We start from the raw sequence: 17,893 nt of genomic DNA, 5'->3' as shown, positions 1-17,893 counted from the left end.
GCTCAACACGATAAGTTCCAAAGGTTAGAAAAGAAAAAGCTCCGCACTGGCGGAGCCTATCATAAAGGCAAAGCTATCAACCCTTATTAACGTAATAATTATTATTCATCTGTCACTAACAAGAGAGAGCTTTTGAAACTTGAGTTTAACGGATCTCTATTGAAAACCTCACCATTAGTCGTATCAAAAGTTGCAACATGCTTACCGTCGCCATTAGGTGTGTTGCTCCAGACATAACGCCCTAGAACATCATCTCCATCTTTCAGACTATAGCCGCTAGCAAACCCTGTACTATTTATGGCTGGGCTGTGGCAAGCTCGCTCAGTTAGAGATACTAGCTCTTTGATATTTGCTAGTCGCCAATTTTTTTTGTCAGCAAAATTGTGAAGAGGATGGTTGCCGTCCTTATTACGAATTTGTTTGGCTGTGGAGAGAGCGAGTTGCCATGACATTGTAGATCGCGTCCCCTGGCATTCTTGGTTTCCTACATTCCATGTCATACCAACTGGACAGCGCATCCATGTTAGACCTGTTTTCAGGTCAGTTACGGTACCGCTCTCAGAATATGTATAACGCGTGTTAGGTGCCGTTTTAGCAAAGTCAGTAGAACACTCTTGTGCAGCTATTGCAGTTTGAGAAGCCAAAGTAAGAGATAGTACAGTTATTAATTTCTTCATCTTATTGCCCCTTAACTGCGACTAGACGGATTGGGAATTGGTAAGAATCATCGGCACCCGCACTTGTGTTGCTTGATCGAATCTCGACGTATGAAATAGTGCCTCTATCTTTGCCCCGGGAGACAATCGCAGGGAAATAAATCTCGCCATCAATAAGTTGTGATGATGCATTCGTAAACTTAAAGTCGCTATGCCAAAACGCACCATATCCTAAATAAGGGCTACCTATGGTTTGCTGTGGAAAGTATTTAACATTAAAACCATAGACGTTGTATTTTGCATATTCATCGTTCGGAGCAAACAGTGTTTGTTCACCAAAGTCTAGTAAGTCATAAGTCTCACGGTAAGTAGGCAAGCGCCAACCAGTGATTCCACATAACGATTGTTTGTTTATGTACTGAACATATTGGCTAGTGGTACAAACTTCATCACCAGCGTCTTTACAACCTGCAAGCTCTACATCTTTGCTAAATGGCTTAAATGTTTCAGACTCAAACGCAAATAGGCGATCTTTAAATTGAACTGAGCTCGCATCCGCACTTTTGTTTTCCCAAACAAGACCAGTACGCTCGTCCATAGTACAAGCCCACTCAGTCGCATCTGCAGCTAAAGCAGCACCTTGTGAATCTAACTTAACGAACTTAAAGCCTGCGCCTGTCGACGTTTGCTTGTCCTCTTTGTCGAAGCCGTACTCCGCATCTTGACCAGGGTAAGACGCTTGAACCTCTGCTACGTCTGCTGCTCCTTCAGCAAAATAAAGAACGGCGCCCGTATCGTTACTACCAACCGTTTGTTCAGCAACCGCTACAATTTCTTCAGCAAATGCACTCACTTCCACTTCAGACAGAAGATCAGAGGCCAATGATTTACCCTGGAAGCTAAGGCTTTGAGCAAGCAGCGCTACGCCTTGGGTCATTTGTTGTGGCTGCATTGCAGCTAATAGTGCAACCGTGTTTTGCTCTAGCTTATCTAGCTCGCTGGCTTCTGCGTTAGACATTACCGTTCCAGACAGAGAAACACCGGCATCGGTGAGTTGTGCTTTCACAATCTCTTCAGCTTGAGCAACGGTTTTACCGTCAACCACAAGACCTGCGAGCAACGTTGTTACACCATTGACCGTGTTACCCGTTGCTAAGTTTTGGCCCGGAGCCGCAAGACGCAACGTTTGGTTCGAACCTTGATCAACTTGAGCAAGAATGGTGCTGGTTAGTACGTTTTTGTCGCTTGAAGTCAGGCTAAATTTACCGGCATTATCCGTTTTAGCACTCGGCTCGGTCGTATCACAAACGTAGTTTTGGTTTAAATCGATGCAGACTGGCGTATCAAGAAGTGTACCTGCAGAAACGATGGTGCCAGCTACATCATAGGTCGGTGCCGACGTGTCACCACCAGAACCTCCGCCACAGCCAGCAAGGGCTAGTGACATAGCAACGAAAGAATATTGAAACTTCATAGATTTTATCTTCTTTTGATTTTAATTAACGAGAGCGAATCACTCTCACCATTGAAAGCAGGAAAAGTCCTAACAAGGTCCAAGGCGAACCACTGCCACCTGAACCACCGCCACTGCTTTCTTTAGTGGTATCAGCACTACACTGATACTGAGCAAAGTGACTCACACCCCACTCTTTCAACACCCCAGAGTTCCCTGACACGCGGTCAGACACTTCGAGACGCCAAGTCCCCCAACTCGGTTGACCGACAAGTGCTTGTAACTCCTCGTCATACTGAGCGGTGAAGTAACCTTTAAATCCTTTGGTATTGCTTGATTGATGGCTAAGTAGCACGACCGATTTGCCTTGTGGAGACACTAGCGTCACTTGCAGATCTTGCAGTGAGTCATGTTCGATGTTCAGGTAAACCGCAAACGAATCATCAATCGTGCGTGACTTGTCCGATAGCGTCTGAGAGAACAGTCTGTCGCCCTGTTCCGGCAAAGCGGAGTTCACTGGTTGAGGCTGGATATCGAGCTCTGGCGTACCATTAACCAGCATCACCTTTTCACTCCACTGGTGAGTCTTTAGGCCTTCAGAAAATTGATAATCCAATGAAATAGAGGAATCGAATTGCGTGCCACATGTTAGACCGCTTGGTAACGCCACCTTCATTGAGGTCGAGTCAGAAAGCGTTTCATCAAAGTCGAAAACAGATGCGTTGTTTAGCTGCCATTGCCCTTTGATGCTCGCTTCACGGCCAGTTTGGCTCAGGCTCAAACCAACGTCTTGACCTTGTGCGATGTATCGAGCGTCATAGCCAACACGAAGAGGCGCTTTAAGTAAGTTGTGTCTGTTGAAGCTGTCCGTCAGGAATTGGGCGTAGTCTTTATTTGGGAACAAGGTGTTTGCGGCAAACACGGTCGACTCCGCCAGATCATGCATTTTCACGCCACGACCAATGCCGTACATGCCTTCAAGAACAATGGCGTCAAACTCGCGGAACACCCTATCGGTATCATCACCGTATCGTTCAACCGATGCTTTAAGCGCTTGAAACAGCGGCGTTGACCATAGCTCGTCACCTAGTTCACCGCCCACACTGACGTGCGCTGGGTACTCTGAGCTCTCGAAGTAACGTGCTCTTTGGTTCCATAAGCTACGAGTTGTTTTGCGTGTTCCGAACACACCGTCCCAGTTGAACACCGTATCTAACTCGAATTCTTGACCACGACGCGAAGCATCCAAATATTGAATGCGGTAGCTCGCGCTGCCCGCCCAGTAATCAGCAAAACCCTCTGCGATAGCACCAGTGTGACCGTACGCCCAATCCGGTACGATTTGGTAATGAATGCCATGCCCAAGCTCGTGTATCACGACATCAGCATCGACTGCATCCGGAGAAACACCACCGACACCCAGCATGAGTGCTTTCGGACCGTAATAGTAAGTAGAGTTATCTTTTGATAAACCGCGAGCATCAAAACGAAGCGGTTCATCAAACAAGTCGTAAGTCAGGCTTGTCAGATATTGGATCGAGCTATCAAGATGATAAAAAGCCATCAACTGTGGGAACGCATTGTCACCAAACTCGGTGCTTTGCATCTCATCAACACTGTCAAATGCTTGAACCCCTTCTGCGCTGAGGAAGTCCAACGTATCGAGTACAGGCGCTTCACCAGGTGCTGGGGCTGAAAATAAACCCGTCGCATCCACTTGCTTTAATCTTGGGTTAGAGAGATAGAACTTACCTCCCGACTTTAAAACCTCAATCGACTTGGTGACGTACTCGATCGGCTGAGGGTAATCGGACAGTGCTGACCATGTCGATTCTGGTGCCGCTTGCTGTTGCATGGTGCGCAGATCTGGGTTGAATAAAGAAACCTCAACATCAACCAGACTTCCAGAGCTCAAAGCCGGTGGCTCTTGTGCTTGCAGTTGGCGAGGCGATTCCAATTCCATTGCAACCGTTGGTTTACCGTTGCGAATTATCGTATCTTCAAGGCTCTTAAACACTCGCACAACGTGATGATTTTTATCAGTTGTTACTACAAGGGCACGCTGAGATTGATATTCACCGTTAACCCAAACATCAAAATTGTAATGCTCACCAAGCTGAGACTGGGTTTTGTAACGGAACTTAAACTCGCCCGCTTCTGAGTAGTGGCTGTCTAAATAAGTTTTCGCTTGCGCTTCATTGGTCACCACAGAATCCGTTGTGGGATAATCCCACTCTGCAGACAGCGCCGCAGGGGTACATGCAATAAGCAGTGAAAACGCCAATGGTTTTAGCTTCATGATTTCGTCCTAGAATTCGTATTTTGCAGTCAGCGTGAAGTAGCGCCCTGGCTCAGTTGAGTAACGCTTACTTTCCTCAGCGATACCCGCTACGTCTTGGTATCGGATGTATTCTTTGTCGAACAGGTTGATGATGTTTGCGCTAACACGAAGGTCTTTGGAAACGTGGTAAGTTGCGCCAATATCAAACGTATTCCACGCACTTGTCTGCGCGCACTCTGTCGCTAGACCAAGCGTGGTCTGGCATTTAGGAACGCGATCCATGGCCGCGGCCCAGTTCCAAGCCACGTAAGCATTGAAGTCTTGGTCGGCGTATTTCAGTTGAGCGTTACCTTCGAATGGCGTAATGCTTCGAACGTATTCACCTTCCGCGTCTTTGCCATCTACGTAGCCAAACTTGGTGCTGATGTTCCATCGCTTAGTGATCGCGTAACCCGCAGAAAGCTCTGCACCATACGTCTCGACACCATCGAGGTTTTGGTATTGTTTAATGTAATTACCATTGCTTGAGTCAAAGCCCGTGGTCACAACGTCGATGAAGTTTTCAAACTTGTTGTAGAACAAAGACGCATAGACATACGCACGACCGTTATCGAACTTGTTACCGATTTCAAATGAGTCGGAAGTTTCAGCTTCTAGATCCATGTTTGGTGCAATGACAAACGGCGTGAGCGGCACAAAGTCGTGGCTTACGAAGCCATACGCTTTATCGTATTCCGGAGCACGGTAACCATGGTTATAAGATACATAAGCGATGTTGTTGGCAAACATTTCACGAGAAACCGAAAGACTTGGAGATACCTCTGAGCTATCCATGTCTTTTAATGGGAAGCCGCCCACTTCACCCGCACCGTCTGGCGTGAGACGGTGCGCATCAAAGCGTAGGCCACCTGTGATGGTCCATTTATCCAGTTCCACCATGTCTCGGACATACAAGCCAATGTTATAAGCACGAGCAGGAGCGAAAGGTTGTTTGGTCGAAGGTGTTACTCCGTTCCAATCAATCTTGGAGTCGCTATCTGTGCGTTCGTAATAGTCAGTAGAAAGCTCGACACCGTAAGCCAATTGGTGCTCAGCATTTGCTGCATAAATCGTATTGGTGAAATCGCCACGGAAGCCAATTGTTTCGTCAATGAAGGTTTTGTGTTCCAGCTCGCGACGCTTGGTGATCAAACCATTGTGATCCACTTGGCGCATTAAACGGTTGGTGTCTTCCACCACTTCGGTGTGACGCCAGTAAACTTTGGTATCCAACTCTTCGAACCAAGTTGGATTAATCGGAGTCACCTCTGCACCAATATAAGCGCTGTACTCTTCCGTGGTTTCATCCTCAGCAAAGTCTTCAATATGCCAAATTCCATCAGGTTGAATGGACGGTGAACCCTCCAAACGCTCTTGGTTCTGGGTGTAGAGTTCCGCTTTGGCTTTCAACATCACCTCTTCATTGAAAAAGTGGTTGATCGTATAAGCACCGCTGTAACCATCGAGGTCGCGGTTATACAAATCTTCATCAAAGTTACGTGTCTCTTGTCCTTGCCAGTATGAAACGTTAAACAAACTCTCTGTATCACCGGAACGAAAAGCTAGATTACTCGTGCCTTTGTACTTGTTGCTGATATCGGTGTAAGTACCGGAAACATCGGTGTAGAAGTCTTTGTCTTTTAAGAAATCACCCGGCTGACTGGATTCTAAAATCACCACACCGCCGATCGCGCCAGAGCCATGCACCGAAGAACTTGCCCCTTTAATGATTTGCAGCGATTCAAAATTGGATAAATCAAAAGTATCTCGCCCAACGGCATCATTAATGTCATTCGCACCGAAGCCATCCGCAGAACGAATGCCATCACGAACGATCATAATACGGTTACCCGTCATACCACGGATGGTAATGTTTTGCGGACGTCCTGCACCGCCCGTCACGCTTACACCAGGTTCGTTACGCAGCACGTCATATAGCTCGGTCTCGCCTCTTTCTTCGATTTGCTCGTTTGTGATAACCGCGACACTACCTGCCACTTTTGACAATGGCTGATCGATTTTATTGGCGGTTACCACCACCTCTTCCATTGAGAAAACCTTAGATTCGGCGTGCACTTGACTGGCAGCAAGTACCGAAAGTACTGCCGCTGACACTGGGGTAAGCTTCATTTACTGCTCCGCTTTAGATGTTTTAATGAGTGATAGTAGAAATGCGTATTCTTTTGCTTGTTGTTCTTGCGCTTGTCGCGGGTCCATTTGGTGGCCCGAATTAAAATTAGTTTGCAACAAGTACGGCCCGTTGCGCTCACTTAACGCTGAAACTTTAGCGAGATACTTTGCGCCTTCCCAATATGGCACGCGCTGATCGATTAAACCGACTTGAACCAACATGGGTGGGTAAGCGTTTTTATGGATATTGAGAATCGGATCGTACGCCTTCATTAACGCCAATTGTTCAGGTTTGGTTGGGTTACCCCATTCGCCATACTGCTGTGTGGTAAGCGGAAGTGAGGTATCCGACATACTTGCAACCACATCAACAAAAGGCACTTTAAGTACGACACCTGAAAACAATTTAGGATCTTGATTAACCGCTCCGGCCACCAACGTACCACCAGCACTAGAACCGATGGCGAAAACCTCTCTATTGCCACGTTCGAATGTTTGCAGCGCCTTCGCGGCCGCGACAAAATCACCAATAGAATTGGCTTTTCGCACACCACGGCCTTGCTCGTGCCATTCATCGCCAAAGTACCCACCGCCACGGACATGGGCGATAGCGTAAATCACACCTTGGTCGAGTAAACTGATAACCTGAGGCATAAAGTACGGTTTCATCGTAAAACCATACGCGCCGTAACCGTAAATCAACACAGGAGATTGTGGGTGCAATTTGTCTTTGCGATACGCCAAAGAGACCGGGACAGAAACGCCGTCGTGCTTAATAAAAATACGTTGGGTTACATAACGCTGACTATCAAAGTCTTGGTAAGCATCTTGAGAGTACAAGGATTTATTCAGCGTTTTTACATCGAACTCTTCCCACTGAGGAGGCGTAGTCATCGACATGCTTCGGATACGAATCTTGTTTGATTCAAAATCGCCCAACGTGCTTAGCCAAGCGACATTACCATCGTGTTCCAATGGCAGTATCACTTTTTCCTGACCTTGGTAAGAATACACCGTCAAAGTCGACACATTGTTTGGCTTGCTAAGTGCCACAACTCCTGCATCATAAAGGTAGAACTGTTCAAGCGGCTCACGAGGATTGGTGAAGCGTTGCCATGTTGCGCCAAGCGGTGCGAGTTCGGCTTGGTAAAGGGCGAACTTTCCTTCAAAGTTGCTTTTCAGATAAATGTAACCTTTCGCCACATCCGCGTAATATTCCACACCCACTTCAGGCTTTCGCAATGAATCTGAGACAGTGCCCGTTTCTAGATCGACAAGCTTCTGCTCTGTTGTTGACTCGTTGTTGCTTTGCAGCACAGCATAACGGCTATCTGCCGCACGATAGAAAGAAAGTAACCAATCTGACTTGGGTTCATTCCATAGGACTGTTTTTGCCAAAGATTCAGTGGAGATACGTAAGATCTGATGAGGTCGCTGAGTGCGCTTTTCTTTTGCAACGAGGAATGCCACTTTCCCGTTAGGTGACAACAATACGCCACTATCGACGTGCGTCGCCAGTTCCGTAGATTGGCCGGAGAGTAAATCAACAACCACAGCACGATATTGTTCGCTACCGTCGATATCTTCCGTGAAAAGGAGCGTGTCACCATTCACTTGCCATTGACCAAGTTGGTAGTACTGATGCGCAGATTGTCGTTCATCGAAATCGAACACCACGTTTTCTGGTGCATGTTGACTCGCACGGGATAATAGTAAGTAACGACCATCGCGACGCGTTAGCGTCCACTCTCTTCCACTCATGATCGACCATGGCTTATCACCTTTGTCTGCCACCATGGTATCCCACTGCGTGAGTAGGTTTTTTGTCAACGTCTGATAACTTTTTTGGTGCTGTTCAGTTTTGTGGTTTTGTTCTGTTAGGTAGGTAAGAACTCGCTCATCTTTACGAGCATCATCTCGAAGCCAGTTGAAATCATCAGCAGCAAAGCCAGAACTAGAGGTAATTATGAGCCCTAAAAAAACATGAGTAAATTTCATATAGAGAGCGAATTCATTTATAGGATTAATACAATGGCGCGTATTCTGCCCTTAAATAAAAATGAGATCAATTATCATTTTCATAATCATGTGAGATTTTTATCTAGTGTGTGAGGAAAAACGTTTGCTTTGACCGAGGTAATAAAACTTAATAACTTCCTAAATTAGCGTTCTATGCTGTTTATATACAACCAGACAAATATAAAAGCTGACAAACGAGTGAGTATGGAAAGACGCTATTTCACCTAGCGACAGACATAAAAAATCCGAGTGCGAACACTCGGATTTTTAAGAACTAAAATCAATGGGAAACTACAGCAGCTTTTACTCTTCAGAGCTCGGTGCCGCTGGTTTTTTCTTAGGGATGAAGACATCATCACCCACAGATACGTTTTTGTAGAAGCTCTTGTCACGCTTAGCTGGTTTTTTCGCCGACTTTTTCGCTTGAGGGCGAGCTTTCTTTGCGGTCGCTTTCTTATTGCGAAAATCTGGTTTAGGTGGCTTAAGGCCTTTAAACTTACCTTTCAAATCTTCGAACACTGAAAACTCAAGATCTTGTTGTAGGTATGCTTCTACACGTTTAAAGCTATCCCAGTCTTTTGGACCAACAAGAGAGATTGCATCCCCTTTGTTTCCAGCACGACCAGTACGACCAACTCGGTGTACGTATTCTTCGGTATGCTTTGGCATATCGAAGTTGATGACGTGTGTCACAGTTGCAATATCCAAACCGCGGGAAGCAACATCAGTCGTTACAAGGATCTTAAACACTGCGCGCTCAAACTGACTCATAATGGTGTTACGTTGAGTCTGGTTCAAGTTACCACTTAGTGCTACAGCCTTCAGTTTCTTTTCGTTCAGCTTTTCTGTTAGTCGCTCAGTATCATCACGCGTTGCCGTAAAGATAATAACTTGACGGTATTCAGCCTCAGAAAGAACACGATCTAAAATTGCCTCTTTATGATCCAGGTGATCACACAAGTAAAATTTTTGCGTAATATCTTTATGTTCTTCGTTAGAAACGCCGATAGCAATACGCTTTGGCGTATTGAGCATTTCAGCCGCGATTTCATTGACGTCTGCATGATCTAATGTCGCAGAGAACATCAACGTTTGACGACGACGATGCTTGGCTGCTTTATGAATGCGACGAAGCTCTGGTGCAAAGCCCAAATCCAACATACGGTCTGCTTCGTCAAGAATCAGCGTTTCCAAACCATCCAGATAAAGCGAACGATGATCTAAGTGATCAGCCAAACGTCCTGGTGTCGCCACGATAAATTTCGGGTAACGACGCAGAGCTTTTACCTGATCGTTAAAGTTCTCACCACCCAAAATCAGTGCTGCTTCATAAGATAGGCCAGCTAGCATAGAACGAAGCTCACCATATACTTGTTTCGCTAGCTCACGAGTAGGAGCAAGGATAACCGCGCGAGGGTCTTTCGCAGAAAACGATTTTGTCTTTAAAGACTTATGAAGCATTGGCAATACAAACGCCAAAGTCTTGCCCGAACCCGTTTTCGAAGATGCCAATAGATCCTTGCCTGCAATCGCAACAGGAATCGCCTGCTGCTGAATGTCAGTCGCTTTTTTAAAATCGTAGTGTTTTAGGTTCTTCAACAATCGGTTGTCTAGGCCTAGATCTTTAAATTGCAAAGTATTCTCCAATAAATCAGTCAGCGTCTGAGCGCTCTGTAGTGTCGTTTCCGCTCTAACGCAGCAAAAAAATAAAGCTCGGTATAATACCGCAAATCATAGGAGTATAGATAGAGATCACACAAACTAATTCCCTGTGGTGACGGTAAAACATCATTTGTGGCTCAGTTCAGAGTAAACCCTAGCCTTTTTGATATGCATCTGAACGTGAAGTTCAGTGAAAGGCCTTTCAGATATGTCTTCTATTCTTCAACAAAACGACGTAAATAGCAGTTATTTGGGCCAATAAACTTTCATTTGTGTCAATATCGTCTAAATTATTGATATCAGGAACGTGGCAAATACACCTGCTATGAAAACTGTTGTGAGAGCGAGGGAGAAGATAGACTATTCACCTTTGTTAAGCTCAGGTAAAAGTTGACGTCAGGTACTCCATGAAATTCTTGGGTTTTTTTGACTTTTGCTACATCATGTACTGATAAAATGTAACCACATTTAACCTCGCTACTGTATAAAATAATAGTTGGTGGCGAGACTTTCACTATAAGCAAGGAGTTCTTATATGAACAAAACGTTGATCGCAGCTGCAGCAACTTCAGTACTTCTACTAGCCGGTTGTGCTTCTTCTGATGACGCAGCAACAGCAAATGCAGCAAAATTAGACGAACTAAGCAACCAAGTTAGCCAACTAAGCCAAGACGTACAAGCTCTTCAATCTGACGTTCAAAAATCAGGCGCAGCAGCAATGGCTGCTCAAGAAGAAGCTGAGCGTGCTAACGAGCGTATCGATAACATCGCTCAGTCTTACACTAAGTAAGATTTGATACCGCGTCTTAACGCCCGTTAAGGCGCGGTTATTTCGACAGGAACCCCATTCTGTGCAGCGATTGCTGCTTTAGCCTTCACGTTTTTCATACCGAATTCATCCAGCCACCACTTTAACTCTTTCGGCACTTTGAGTTCATCTTTCTCGCCATTACTACGAGTCAAAGGCTCATGTGCTTCTAAGAACACACTTCTGTCAGGTTCAAGTGTCATTTTGATAGGCTGATTAATGATGTTAACGTCTTCGCCGTTACGAACCTTGTCAAATAACCACTCAATGTCACTTGGGTCCATACGAATACAACCCGCGCTGACTCGCATACCAATCCCAAAGTCCTTGTTGGTACCATGAATTAGGTATTCGCCATTCCCGTAAGCTAAACGCAATGCAAACATACCAAGTGGATTATCAGGCCCCGCAGGAACAACGGCTGGTAGGTCAATGCCCTTTGCTTTGTACTCGGCACGAATAGAAGCTGGAGGAGTCCATGTAGGGTTCGGTCGTTTTTGGCTGATACGCGTTGTCATTACTGGGGTATCGCGCCCTATTCGGCCAATTCCGACAGGAAATACATGGACAATATCTTCTCCTTTCGGAAAGTAATACAAGCGCAGCTCGGCTAGATTAATAACGATACCTTTATAAGGTACGTCTGGGAGGATTAGCTGTGTCGGAATAGTAAGAACATGCCCCTCTTCTGGTAAGAAGGGATCCACGCCTTTGTTTGCGGCCATTAAACCTAGCATACCCACATCGTAGAGCTTAGCGATATTTGCCATGGTTTCGCCTTCTTGAACGACGTGGTTTTCAAGGCGACCAATTAAACGGCTTCCATCCTCTGGTAATTCGTACATCTTAGCGAATGATAGACCACTCACTAAAGATAACGACACAGATAGCAGGGTACGTTTTGCGAAACTCATTGATCGCTTTTTGCTAAGCATTTCACTCTATTCCTTGGCACTTTTAAAGAGCTGTAAGGTTATCTCTCTTTCTGTCTTGTGATCAACCATCGGCTTGTGATATTCCAGTAAAGAAAAGCCCTCCCAAGTCCAAGGTTTATGGATGTATTTGTTCGGTACACTTTTGATTTCTGGTACCCAGTGGCGCACAAATTCACCATTAGCATCGAACTTTTCGCCTTGGCTTATCGGGTTGAAAATACGAAAGTATGGCTGCCCGTCACAGCCCGTAGAGGCAGACCATTGCCAGCCACCATTGTTCGCTGCAAAATCGCCGTCCACCAGCTTACTCATGAAGTACGCTTCTCCCCATCGCCAATCAACATGTAAGTCCTTGGTAAGAAAGCTCGCGACAATCATACGTAATCGGTTGTGCATCCAGCCTGTTTGATTGAGCTGACGCATTGCTGCATCAACGATTGGGTATCCTGTTGTTCCTGTCTTCCATCGCTCAAAGGCTTTCTCATCATAGGACCACTGGATTTTATCCTCCCAATCGATAAATCCTTTGCCTTTGACGAGTTTTGGTTCGAAAACCAATAGGTGCTGATAAAACTCACGCCAAATGATCTCACTTAGCCAAGTTGCTTTCCCTTCTGTAAGGTCATTTTGTTGATTTTCAGCATACAAACGAGCAATACACTGCCTTGGTGATAGCGCGCCAATCGCAAGGTATGGAGACAGTTGGCTGGTGCCATCAATAGCTGGAAAGTCTCGCTCGCTTTGATACGCGTCACTGCGCTCCCGTGCAAATTCCCTAAGCTGCTTCAAAATATCATTAGTCGAAGCCAGCCAGTCTTCACTGGATTCTCGAGGATAGCTAAATGTGAAGCTTGAATTAAATCGAGCCGACTCTAATTGTTCGAGTACCTTTTTATTGAGTGGCGCTTGCTCGTGAGGTTTTACTACCGTCGGCATATGGAACTGCGTTAACCAAGCACGCTTGAATGGCGTAAATACCTTAAAATATTCGCCTTGCTTATTAAGAACCGTCGTTGGCGCGTGCACACATTTGTCATGAAACAGTTCAAATTCGATATCGTGAGAAGCTAACGCTTCACTTACTTGTGTATCCAGCTCTCGTTCGTTCACCTCATAATGAATGTTTGCCATAACAGACGTGGCTTCAAGTGTTTCCGCCCACCCACTAATCACATCTGTACAATCGGAAAACGACGGCACCTCTTTGTACAAAAAAGGAATATTAAGGCTTTCAAGCTCCTCGTTAAGACAAGCTAAGCGACGAGCAATGAGGTCTGCCTGCATCGGCGCCATGTGATGCTCCCGCCACTGCTCTGGCGTCGCGATAAAGCAAGCGACAACAGGCTGACCTGAATCCAACGCCGCTTTGAGTGCCGTGTGGTCTAACGCACGTAAGTCACGTCGAAACCATACTAAAACCATGGTAGCTCCTATCTTTTGTCTACTAAGTTAGGTGTAATTTCTCTATCACTTCAGAGCACCCCATCCGATCACCTAACTGTGCGTGAAGCATTTTGATGGACGCTACTTGTTTAGCAGCTAGTGCTTTATTGGAGAAAAGGTAGATAAACGAACCATTTTCAATGACCTCATGATCTAGTAGACCAGAAACATCATCAACCTTATCGATCAAAGTCGTGTGATACCCTTGTTCACAAAGCTTCGCTGCTTGAATCCAACTCTCAGATTCTCTGTTTTGTTCAAAGCTAATGAGCAGACACTTTCCTTTGGAAGCGGCTTTGTTTTCAGAATCGATTACAAGGGCAAGTCGAGTGATTAAACAAGTCTGAAATAACCCCACCTGCAAGGATCGCAACGATCCTTTTACCATATCTAGCGCATCAAATACTGGGCTAATAAACTGATCAATAACGAGTTTTAGTGGGTACTCTTTAAGAACAGAGGCAAGTAAACTCTCTGCTTTTCCTCGATTCAGGGTAGACAGCGCAAGCAGCATGTTTTCAACTTCTTCGAGTGTGCGAACCTCGTTTTTGACTTCGACATCGGCGCTTTTTCCTAGCAGCCCCTTCACTTTACCAATCGAAATCCCCTTCGCGAGCCAGCTCTGGACTTCGCGAATCGTATCGAGATCTTGCTGGCGATAAAGTCTGTGTCCTTTTTCAGTTCGCTGAGGTTGGATCAAGTTGTATCTTCGTTGCCAAGCTCTCAGCGTAACTGGTTTTACACCCGTGATTTCTGCGACATCTCGGATCGCGTATAGTTTTTCTTCTGAACTACAAACCATAGCGTAATCTCATCTCCTGCGGATACGGTTCTAAAAACTTCTGTTTTGATAAATACTCGTCTGGGTAAGTATTTAAGTAATGCTTAATCAACGTAAGTGGTGCTAGCAGAGGCAGCATTCCAATACGGTAGTCGTGAATCACTGTCGCTAACTCTTCTTTTTCTTCTTTAGTTAGTGAGCGTTTGAAGTACCCTTGTAAATGCATCAACACATTTGTGTTATTTTTGCGGCTAGCCCGATTCGTTAACGCCTTCATCAGTCCTAAACGATACTCTTGGTAAAAGTCTTCAATTTCATAATTAGCGACATCGGCAACTAAGCGGCCAAGGGATCGGTATGACTCTGGGTGGTGTGCCATTAACGTCAGTTTGTAGCGCGAATGAAAGTCGATGATTTTGCCACGAGTAGGCTCACCATCCATCGAGTCGTAAAAGTCATTTAGACAAAATACTCGAGTAATAAAATTTTCTTTCAATACAGGGTCGTTAAGTCTGCCATCCTCTTCAACAGGCAACCAAGGCATTTTTTGCATCAATGTTTGCGTATACAAGCCAACACCTTCTTTCGCAGCACTGTTCTTGCTGTAAACCTTGACTCGCTCCATGCCACAAGTTGGTGACTTGGCACAAACGATGTAACCACAAAGCTGCTCGCTTTGAAGTTCATCTACTTTATTGGCCGAGTAAGTGAGCATATTGTCGGTATGATCATTTTCTGGATTTTTGGTTTCAACCAATGCAACACGCTCTTCATTAGAAACAAGACGAATTGTTGGACGGGGTACTGGCATACCTACGCCGACTTCAGGGCATACCGAAACAAAGTCAAAATACGGGCTGAGCTCTTTAGTCACAAAGTTGCTCACCTTATGACCAGAGTCAAAACGCACTCGTTCACCCAAAACACACGAACTGATACCTACTTTGATTGAAGATTCCATGATGACGCATCCCTATACAAAAAGTTTTGTTGTATAACTTATAGCAAGCCTTTCCAGATTGTACAAGAAAATAAGTTGTACAATTTAATCGTTTTACTTCACTCGAAAGTATTTCGATCAACCAGCTGTCAGAAAAAAGTTTGGCCCAAAAACAAAGAATTTGTGCGCGCAATCGACAAACTGCTCAAAAGCAAATCGATTGCTCTTTTGATTTCAACAGATTTGGTTATCAATAGTAATTGCAGTTTCTAAATGCGTGGTTTTTGTGACTAAGCTCTCAAGGGGCCACTGTACGTCCCGATATTATTGCCTCAACGAAAACGAACAAGTTCAACAGAATTGGTAATAGCGTTCTATAATAGAGGCGTTTTATCAAAACAAAACTTTGGAGAGCACTTATGGCAACCCCACACATTAACGCACAACCAGGTGATTTCGCTGAAACAGTTCTAATGCCAGGCGACCCGTTGCGCGCTAAATACATCGCTGAAACGTTCCTAGAAGATGTGAAACAAGTTTGTGACGTTCGCAACATGTTCGGCTTTACTGGCACTTATAAAGGCAAAAAAGTTTCTGTAATGGGCCACGGCATGGGTATCCCGTCTTGCTGTATCTACGTACACGAGCTAATCGCTGAATACGGCGTGAAAAACGTTATCCGTGTAGGTAGCTGTGGTGCAGTACGTGACGACGTGAAACTAATGGACGTTGTTATCGGTATGGGTGCTTCTACAGACTCTAAAGTTAACCGTATCCGTTTCAACAACCACGATTTCGCAGCAATCGCTGATTACGGTCTTCTAGAAGAAGCCGTTAACCAAGCGCGCGCTCAGGAAGTGCCTGTAAAAGTAGGTAACGTATTCTCTGCAGACCTGTTCTACACACCAGAAGCAGACATCTTCGAGAAGATGGAAAAACTAGGCATCCTAGGTGTAGACATGGAAGCGGCTGGTATCTACGGCGTAGCAGCTGACCTAGGCGCGAAAGCACTGACTATCCTGACAGTTTCTGACCACATCATCCGTGGTGAAAAACTAAGCTCAGAAGAGCGTCAGAAGTCGTTCAACGACATGATGAAAGTTGCACTAGAAACTGCAATCAACATCTAAGAACAAATAGTAAGTAATAATTTGCAGCCAGAGTTATGCTGGCTGCCCGAATTATCCCGAGGGGGCGATTGTGTCTAACGGCGAACTGCCAAAAGACGCAGATGGGTTACAACTCAACTTTTGTAAAACATTGGCGTGTGACAACTTTGGATTGAGTGATGCAAAGCGTTACGTTCTGCAACATGCGAACCCTAAGCGTCCGGCGATGGTATGCCGTGAATGTGGAGCTTTCCCCCCCTTACTTAATAATCGCGATGTCGTGAACGAACTTCATCGCCTGCGGCACGTCCACAGTGACGGGTTGCCTGCTTGCCGTAATGATGATTGCAACAACTTTGGACTTTCTGTCCACACTCACAAACACCTCTATCACGCTTTCGGTTACAGTGGCGATCGCCAACGTTACCGCTGTAAAGTGTGTCAAAGTACCTTTGTCGACAAGTGGTCTGGTGCCAACAAGAAGCTTCAATTTCAAGAGAACTTGATGGGCTTGTTGTTTACGGGATATTCCGTACGAGAAATCTGCCGTAAGCTTAGTATTAACCCAAAAACCTTTTACGACCATGTTGACCATATAGCTAGCCGCTGCCGCCGTAAGCTGGCAACCATTGATGCGCGCTGGGTAAACCACGCAACGCATTATGAATTGGCCTCAAACTATATTGCATTGCAACCGAACAGCAATAATGGTGTGTATTGGATTGTTTCTGGCGAAGCGCATTCTGGCTATATTCTTTGCCAGCACGTCAATTATTCCGCTGATGAAGAGCCAATCGCAACGCTCGATCATAATCCTTACGATGAGGTGTCTCGTTTTGTTTCCCAGGAGTACGTAGCGGAAGCAAGTGAGCCGCTTGCGGAACCTTCTCATCACCTCAGAGAGCGAATTGACCAAAAATACCAAACAATTTTGGCTCGCGGTAACGTAGAAGACCCTCTTGGTAATCTATCTGTATTTCATTACCCTTCAAAAGGGGCATTAGTCCGTCCACCATACACCTCATATGCACACTATTTGCACGTACTTGATATGTGCTGCCCAAACAAACGTGTATCTCTATACATGCCTCAAGATCCCCTACTACGTTCGGCTGCACTGAGCGTTTGTTTACCTCGCATTAAAGAGAAAAGTGTCGACTTGATGTACGTAGAAGAGGACGCTAGTTGGGACATGAGTACTCCCTTTGGCAAAGTCGATATCGCCTATATGAGTTGGTGGCGCGATCGTTGGGCAATCTCTAGTCAAAACGAAAACCACAAAGGCATTTGCTACCTCGCTGGCGATCAAAATGAGCCTGAAAAATGGTTTAACGTTGCGACAACTCGTCATGTGAAGTTTTATCAAAACCGCTTTCAGATCCTTTTCGAAAGCTTCATTAACGAGCCACGTCGCAAATTACGACCTGCTGGTATTTTACCTCTTTTAGATATATTCAGAGCTTGGCATAATTTGTGCTATCAGGATAAACAAGGTCTTACCGCTGCACAAAGGTTGGAAGTCTCTGATGCACCTTTGACAATCAAACAGCTCCTATCGTAGCTATTCTATTGGTAATTTAGATGTAGTAATTAGGGGTTGTAACGGTATACATTACGGCCCCTGATCGTTTACCAAA

Annotated in this window: 13 protein-coding genes; 3 read left to right on the top strand and 10 right to left on the bottom strand. The window is 45.4% G+C overall.

Going from position 1 to position 17,893, the window contains the following annotated elements:
* Window positions 1–101: 101 nt before the first annotated feature.
* The 6 genes from R7H07_RS09330 to R7H07_RS09305 all read right to left on the bottom strand — a co-directional run bounded on the left by R7H07_RS09330 (window position 102) and on the right by R7H07_RS09305 (window position 10,225).
* On the bottom strand, window positions 102–677 hold the full coding sequence (locus R7H07_RS09330; RefSeq protein WP_005375151.1) for a DUF1566 domain-containing protein: 576 nt from the start codon (window positions 675–677) through the stop codon (window positions 102–104).
* Window position 678: 1 nt separating this feature from the next.
* Entirely contained in the window at window positions 679–2,130 is a 1,452-nt protein-coding gene (locus R7H07_RS09325; RefSeq protein ID WP_054579337.1) for a DUF1566 domain-containing protein, read from the bottom strand.
* 25 nt (window positions 2,131–2,155) lie between these two features.
* Entirely contained in the window at window positions 2,156–4,408 is a 2,253-nt protein-coding gene (locus tag R7H07_RS09320) for a proprotein convertase P-domain-containing protein (RefSeq protein ID WP_206959042.1), read from the bottom strand.
* Between the two features lie 9 nt (window positions 4,409–4,417).
* Entirely contained in the window at window positions 4,418–6,559 is a 2,142-nt protein-coding gene (locus R7H07_RS09315) for a TonB-dependent hemoglobin/transferrin/lactoferrin family receptor (RefSeq protein ID WP_206959043.1), read from the bottom strand.
* On the bottom strand, window positions 6,560–8,557 hold the full coding sequence (locus R7H07_RS09310) for a prolyl oligopeptidase family serine peptidase (protein WP_033906726.1): 1,998 nt from the start codon (window positions 8,555–8,557) through the stop codon (window positions 6,560–6,562).
* Window positions 8,558–8,881: 324 nt separating this feature from the next.
* Window positions 8,882–10,225, bottom strand: a complete 1,344-nt coding sequence (locus tag R7H07_RS09305) for a DEAD/DEAH box helicase (RefSeq protein ID WP_151515347.1) — start codon at window positions 10,223–10,225, stop codon at window positions 8,882–8,884.
* Window positions 10,226–10,775: 550 nt separating this feature from the next.
* Here R7H07_RS09305 and R7H07_RS09300 point away from each other — a divergent pair.
* Complete coding sequence (locus tag R7H07_RS09300) at window positions 10,776–11,030, top strand: Lpp/OprI family alanine-zipper lipoprotein (RefSeq protein ID WP_005375145.1); 255 nt, start codon at window positions 10,776–10,778, stop codon at window positions 11,028–11,030.
* A 26-nt stretch (window positions 11,031–11,056) separates the two neighbouring features.
* Here R7H07_RS09300 and R7H07_RS09295 read toward each other — a convergent pair whose 3' ends face one another.
* Genes R7H07_RS09295 through R7H07_RS09280 form a run of 4 tightly spaced genes read right to left on the bottom strand, consistent with a single transcriptional unit; the run spans window position 11,057 to window position 15,168 of the window.
* Window positions 11,057–11,983: a L,D-transpeptidase family protein gene (locus tag R7H07_RS09295; protein WP_005383933.1), complete on the bottom strand. Its 927-nt coding sequence runs from the start codon at window positions 11,981–11,983 to the stop codon at window positions 11,057–11,059.
* Between the two features lie 6 nt (window positions 11,984–11,989).
* The gene (gene phrB, locus R7H07_RS09290) at window positions 11,990–13,405 is read right to left on the bottom strand and encodes a deoxyribodipyrimidine photo-lyase (RefSeq protein ID WP_053350050.1); all 1,416 of its coding nucleotides are present in this window, start codon (window positions 13,403–13,405) and stop codon (window positions 11,990–11,992) included.
* A 22-nt stretch (window positions 13,406–13,427) separates the two neighbouring features.
* Entirely contained in the window at window positions 13,428–14,228 is an 801-nt protein-coding gene (locus R7H07_RS09285) for a MerR family transcriptional regulator (protein ID WP_005375142.1), read from the bottom strand.
* Window positions 14,218–15,168 carry a YbgA family protein gene (locus R7H07_RS09280; RefSeq protein ID WP_005383935.1) on the bottom strand — a complete coding sequence of 317 codons (951 nt, stop codon included), beginning with the start codon at window positions 15,166–15,168 and terminating at the stop codon, window positions 14,218–14,220. Before R7H07_RS09280 ends, R7H07_RS09285 begins: the two co-directional genes overlap by 11 nt.
* A 398-nt stretch (window positions 15,169–15,566) precedes the next feature.
* Between R7H07_RS09280 and deoD the strand changes: the two genes are divergently transcribed.
* Together deoD and R7H07_RS09270 are read left to right on the top strand one after the other, a co-directional pair.
* Entirely contained in the window at window positions 15,567–16,277 is a 711-nt protein-coding gene (gene deoD / locus R7H07_RS09275; RefSeq protein ID WP_005375140.1) for a purine-nucleoside phosphorylase, read from the top strand.
* Window positions 16,278–16,347: 70 nt separating this feature from the next.
* Window positions 16,348–17,817, top strand: coding sequence for an IS1 family transposase (locus R7H07_RS09270; protein WP_206959044.1), 1,470 nt, complete (start codon window positions 16,348–16,350; stop codon window positions 17,815–17,817).
* The last annotated feature ends 76 nt before the right edge of the window (window positions 17,818–17,893 follow it).

This window comes from Vibrio sp. Vb1127 (genome assembly GCF_033338735.1).
GTDB lineage: Bacteria > Pseudomonadota > Gammaproteobacteria > Enterobacterales > Vibrionaceae > Vibrio > Vibrio alginolyticus.
This window is presented reverse-complemented; position numbering and strand designations above follow the sequence as displayed.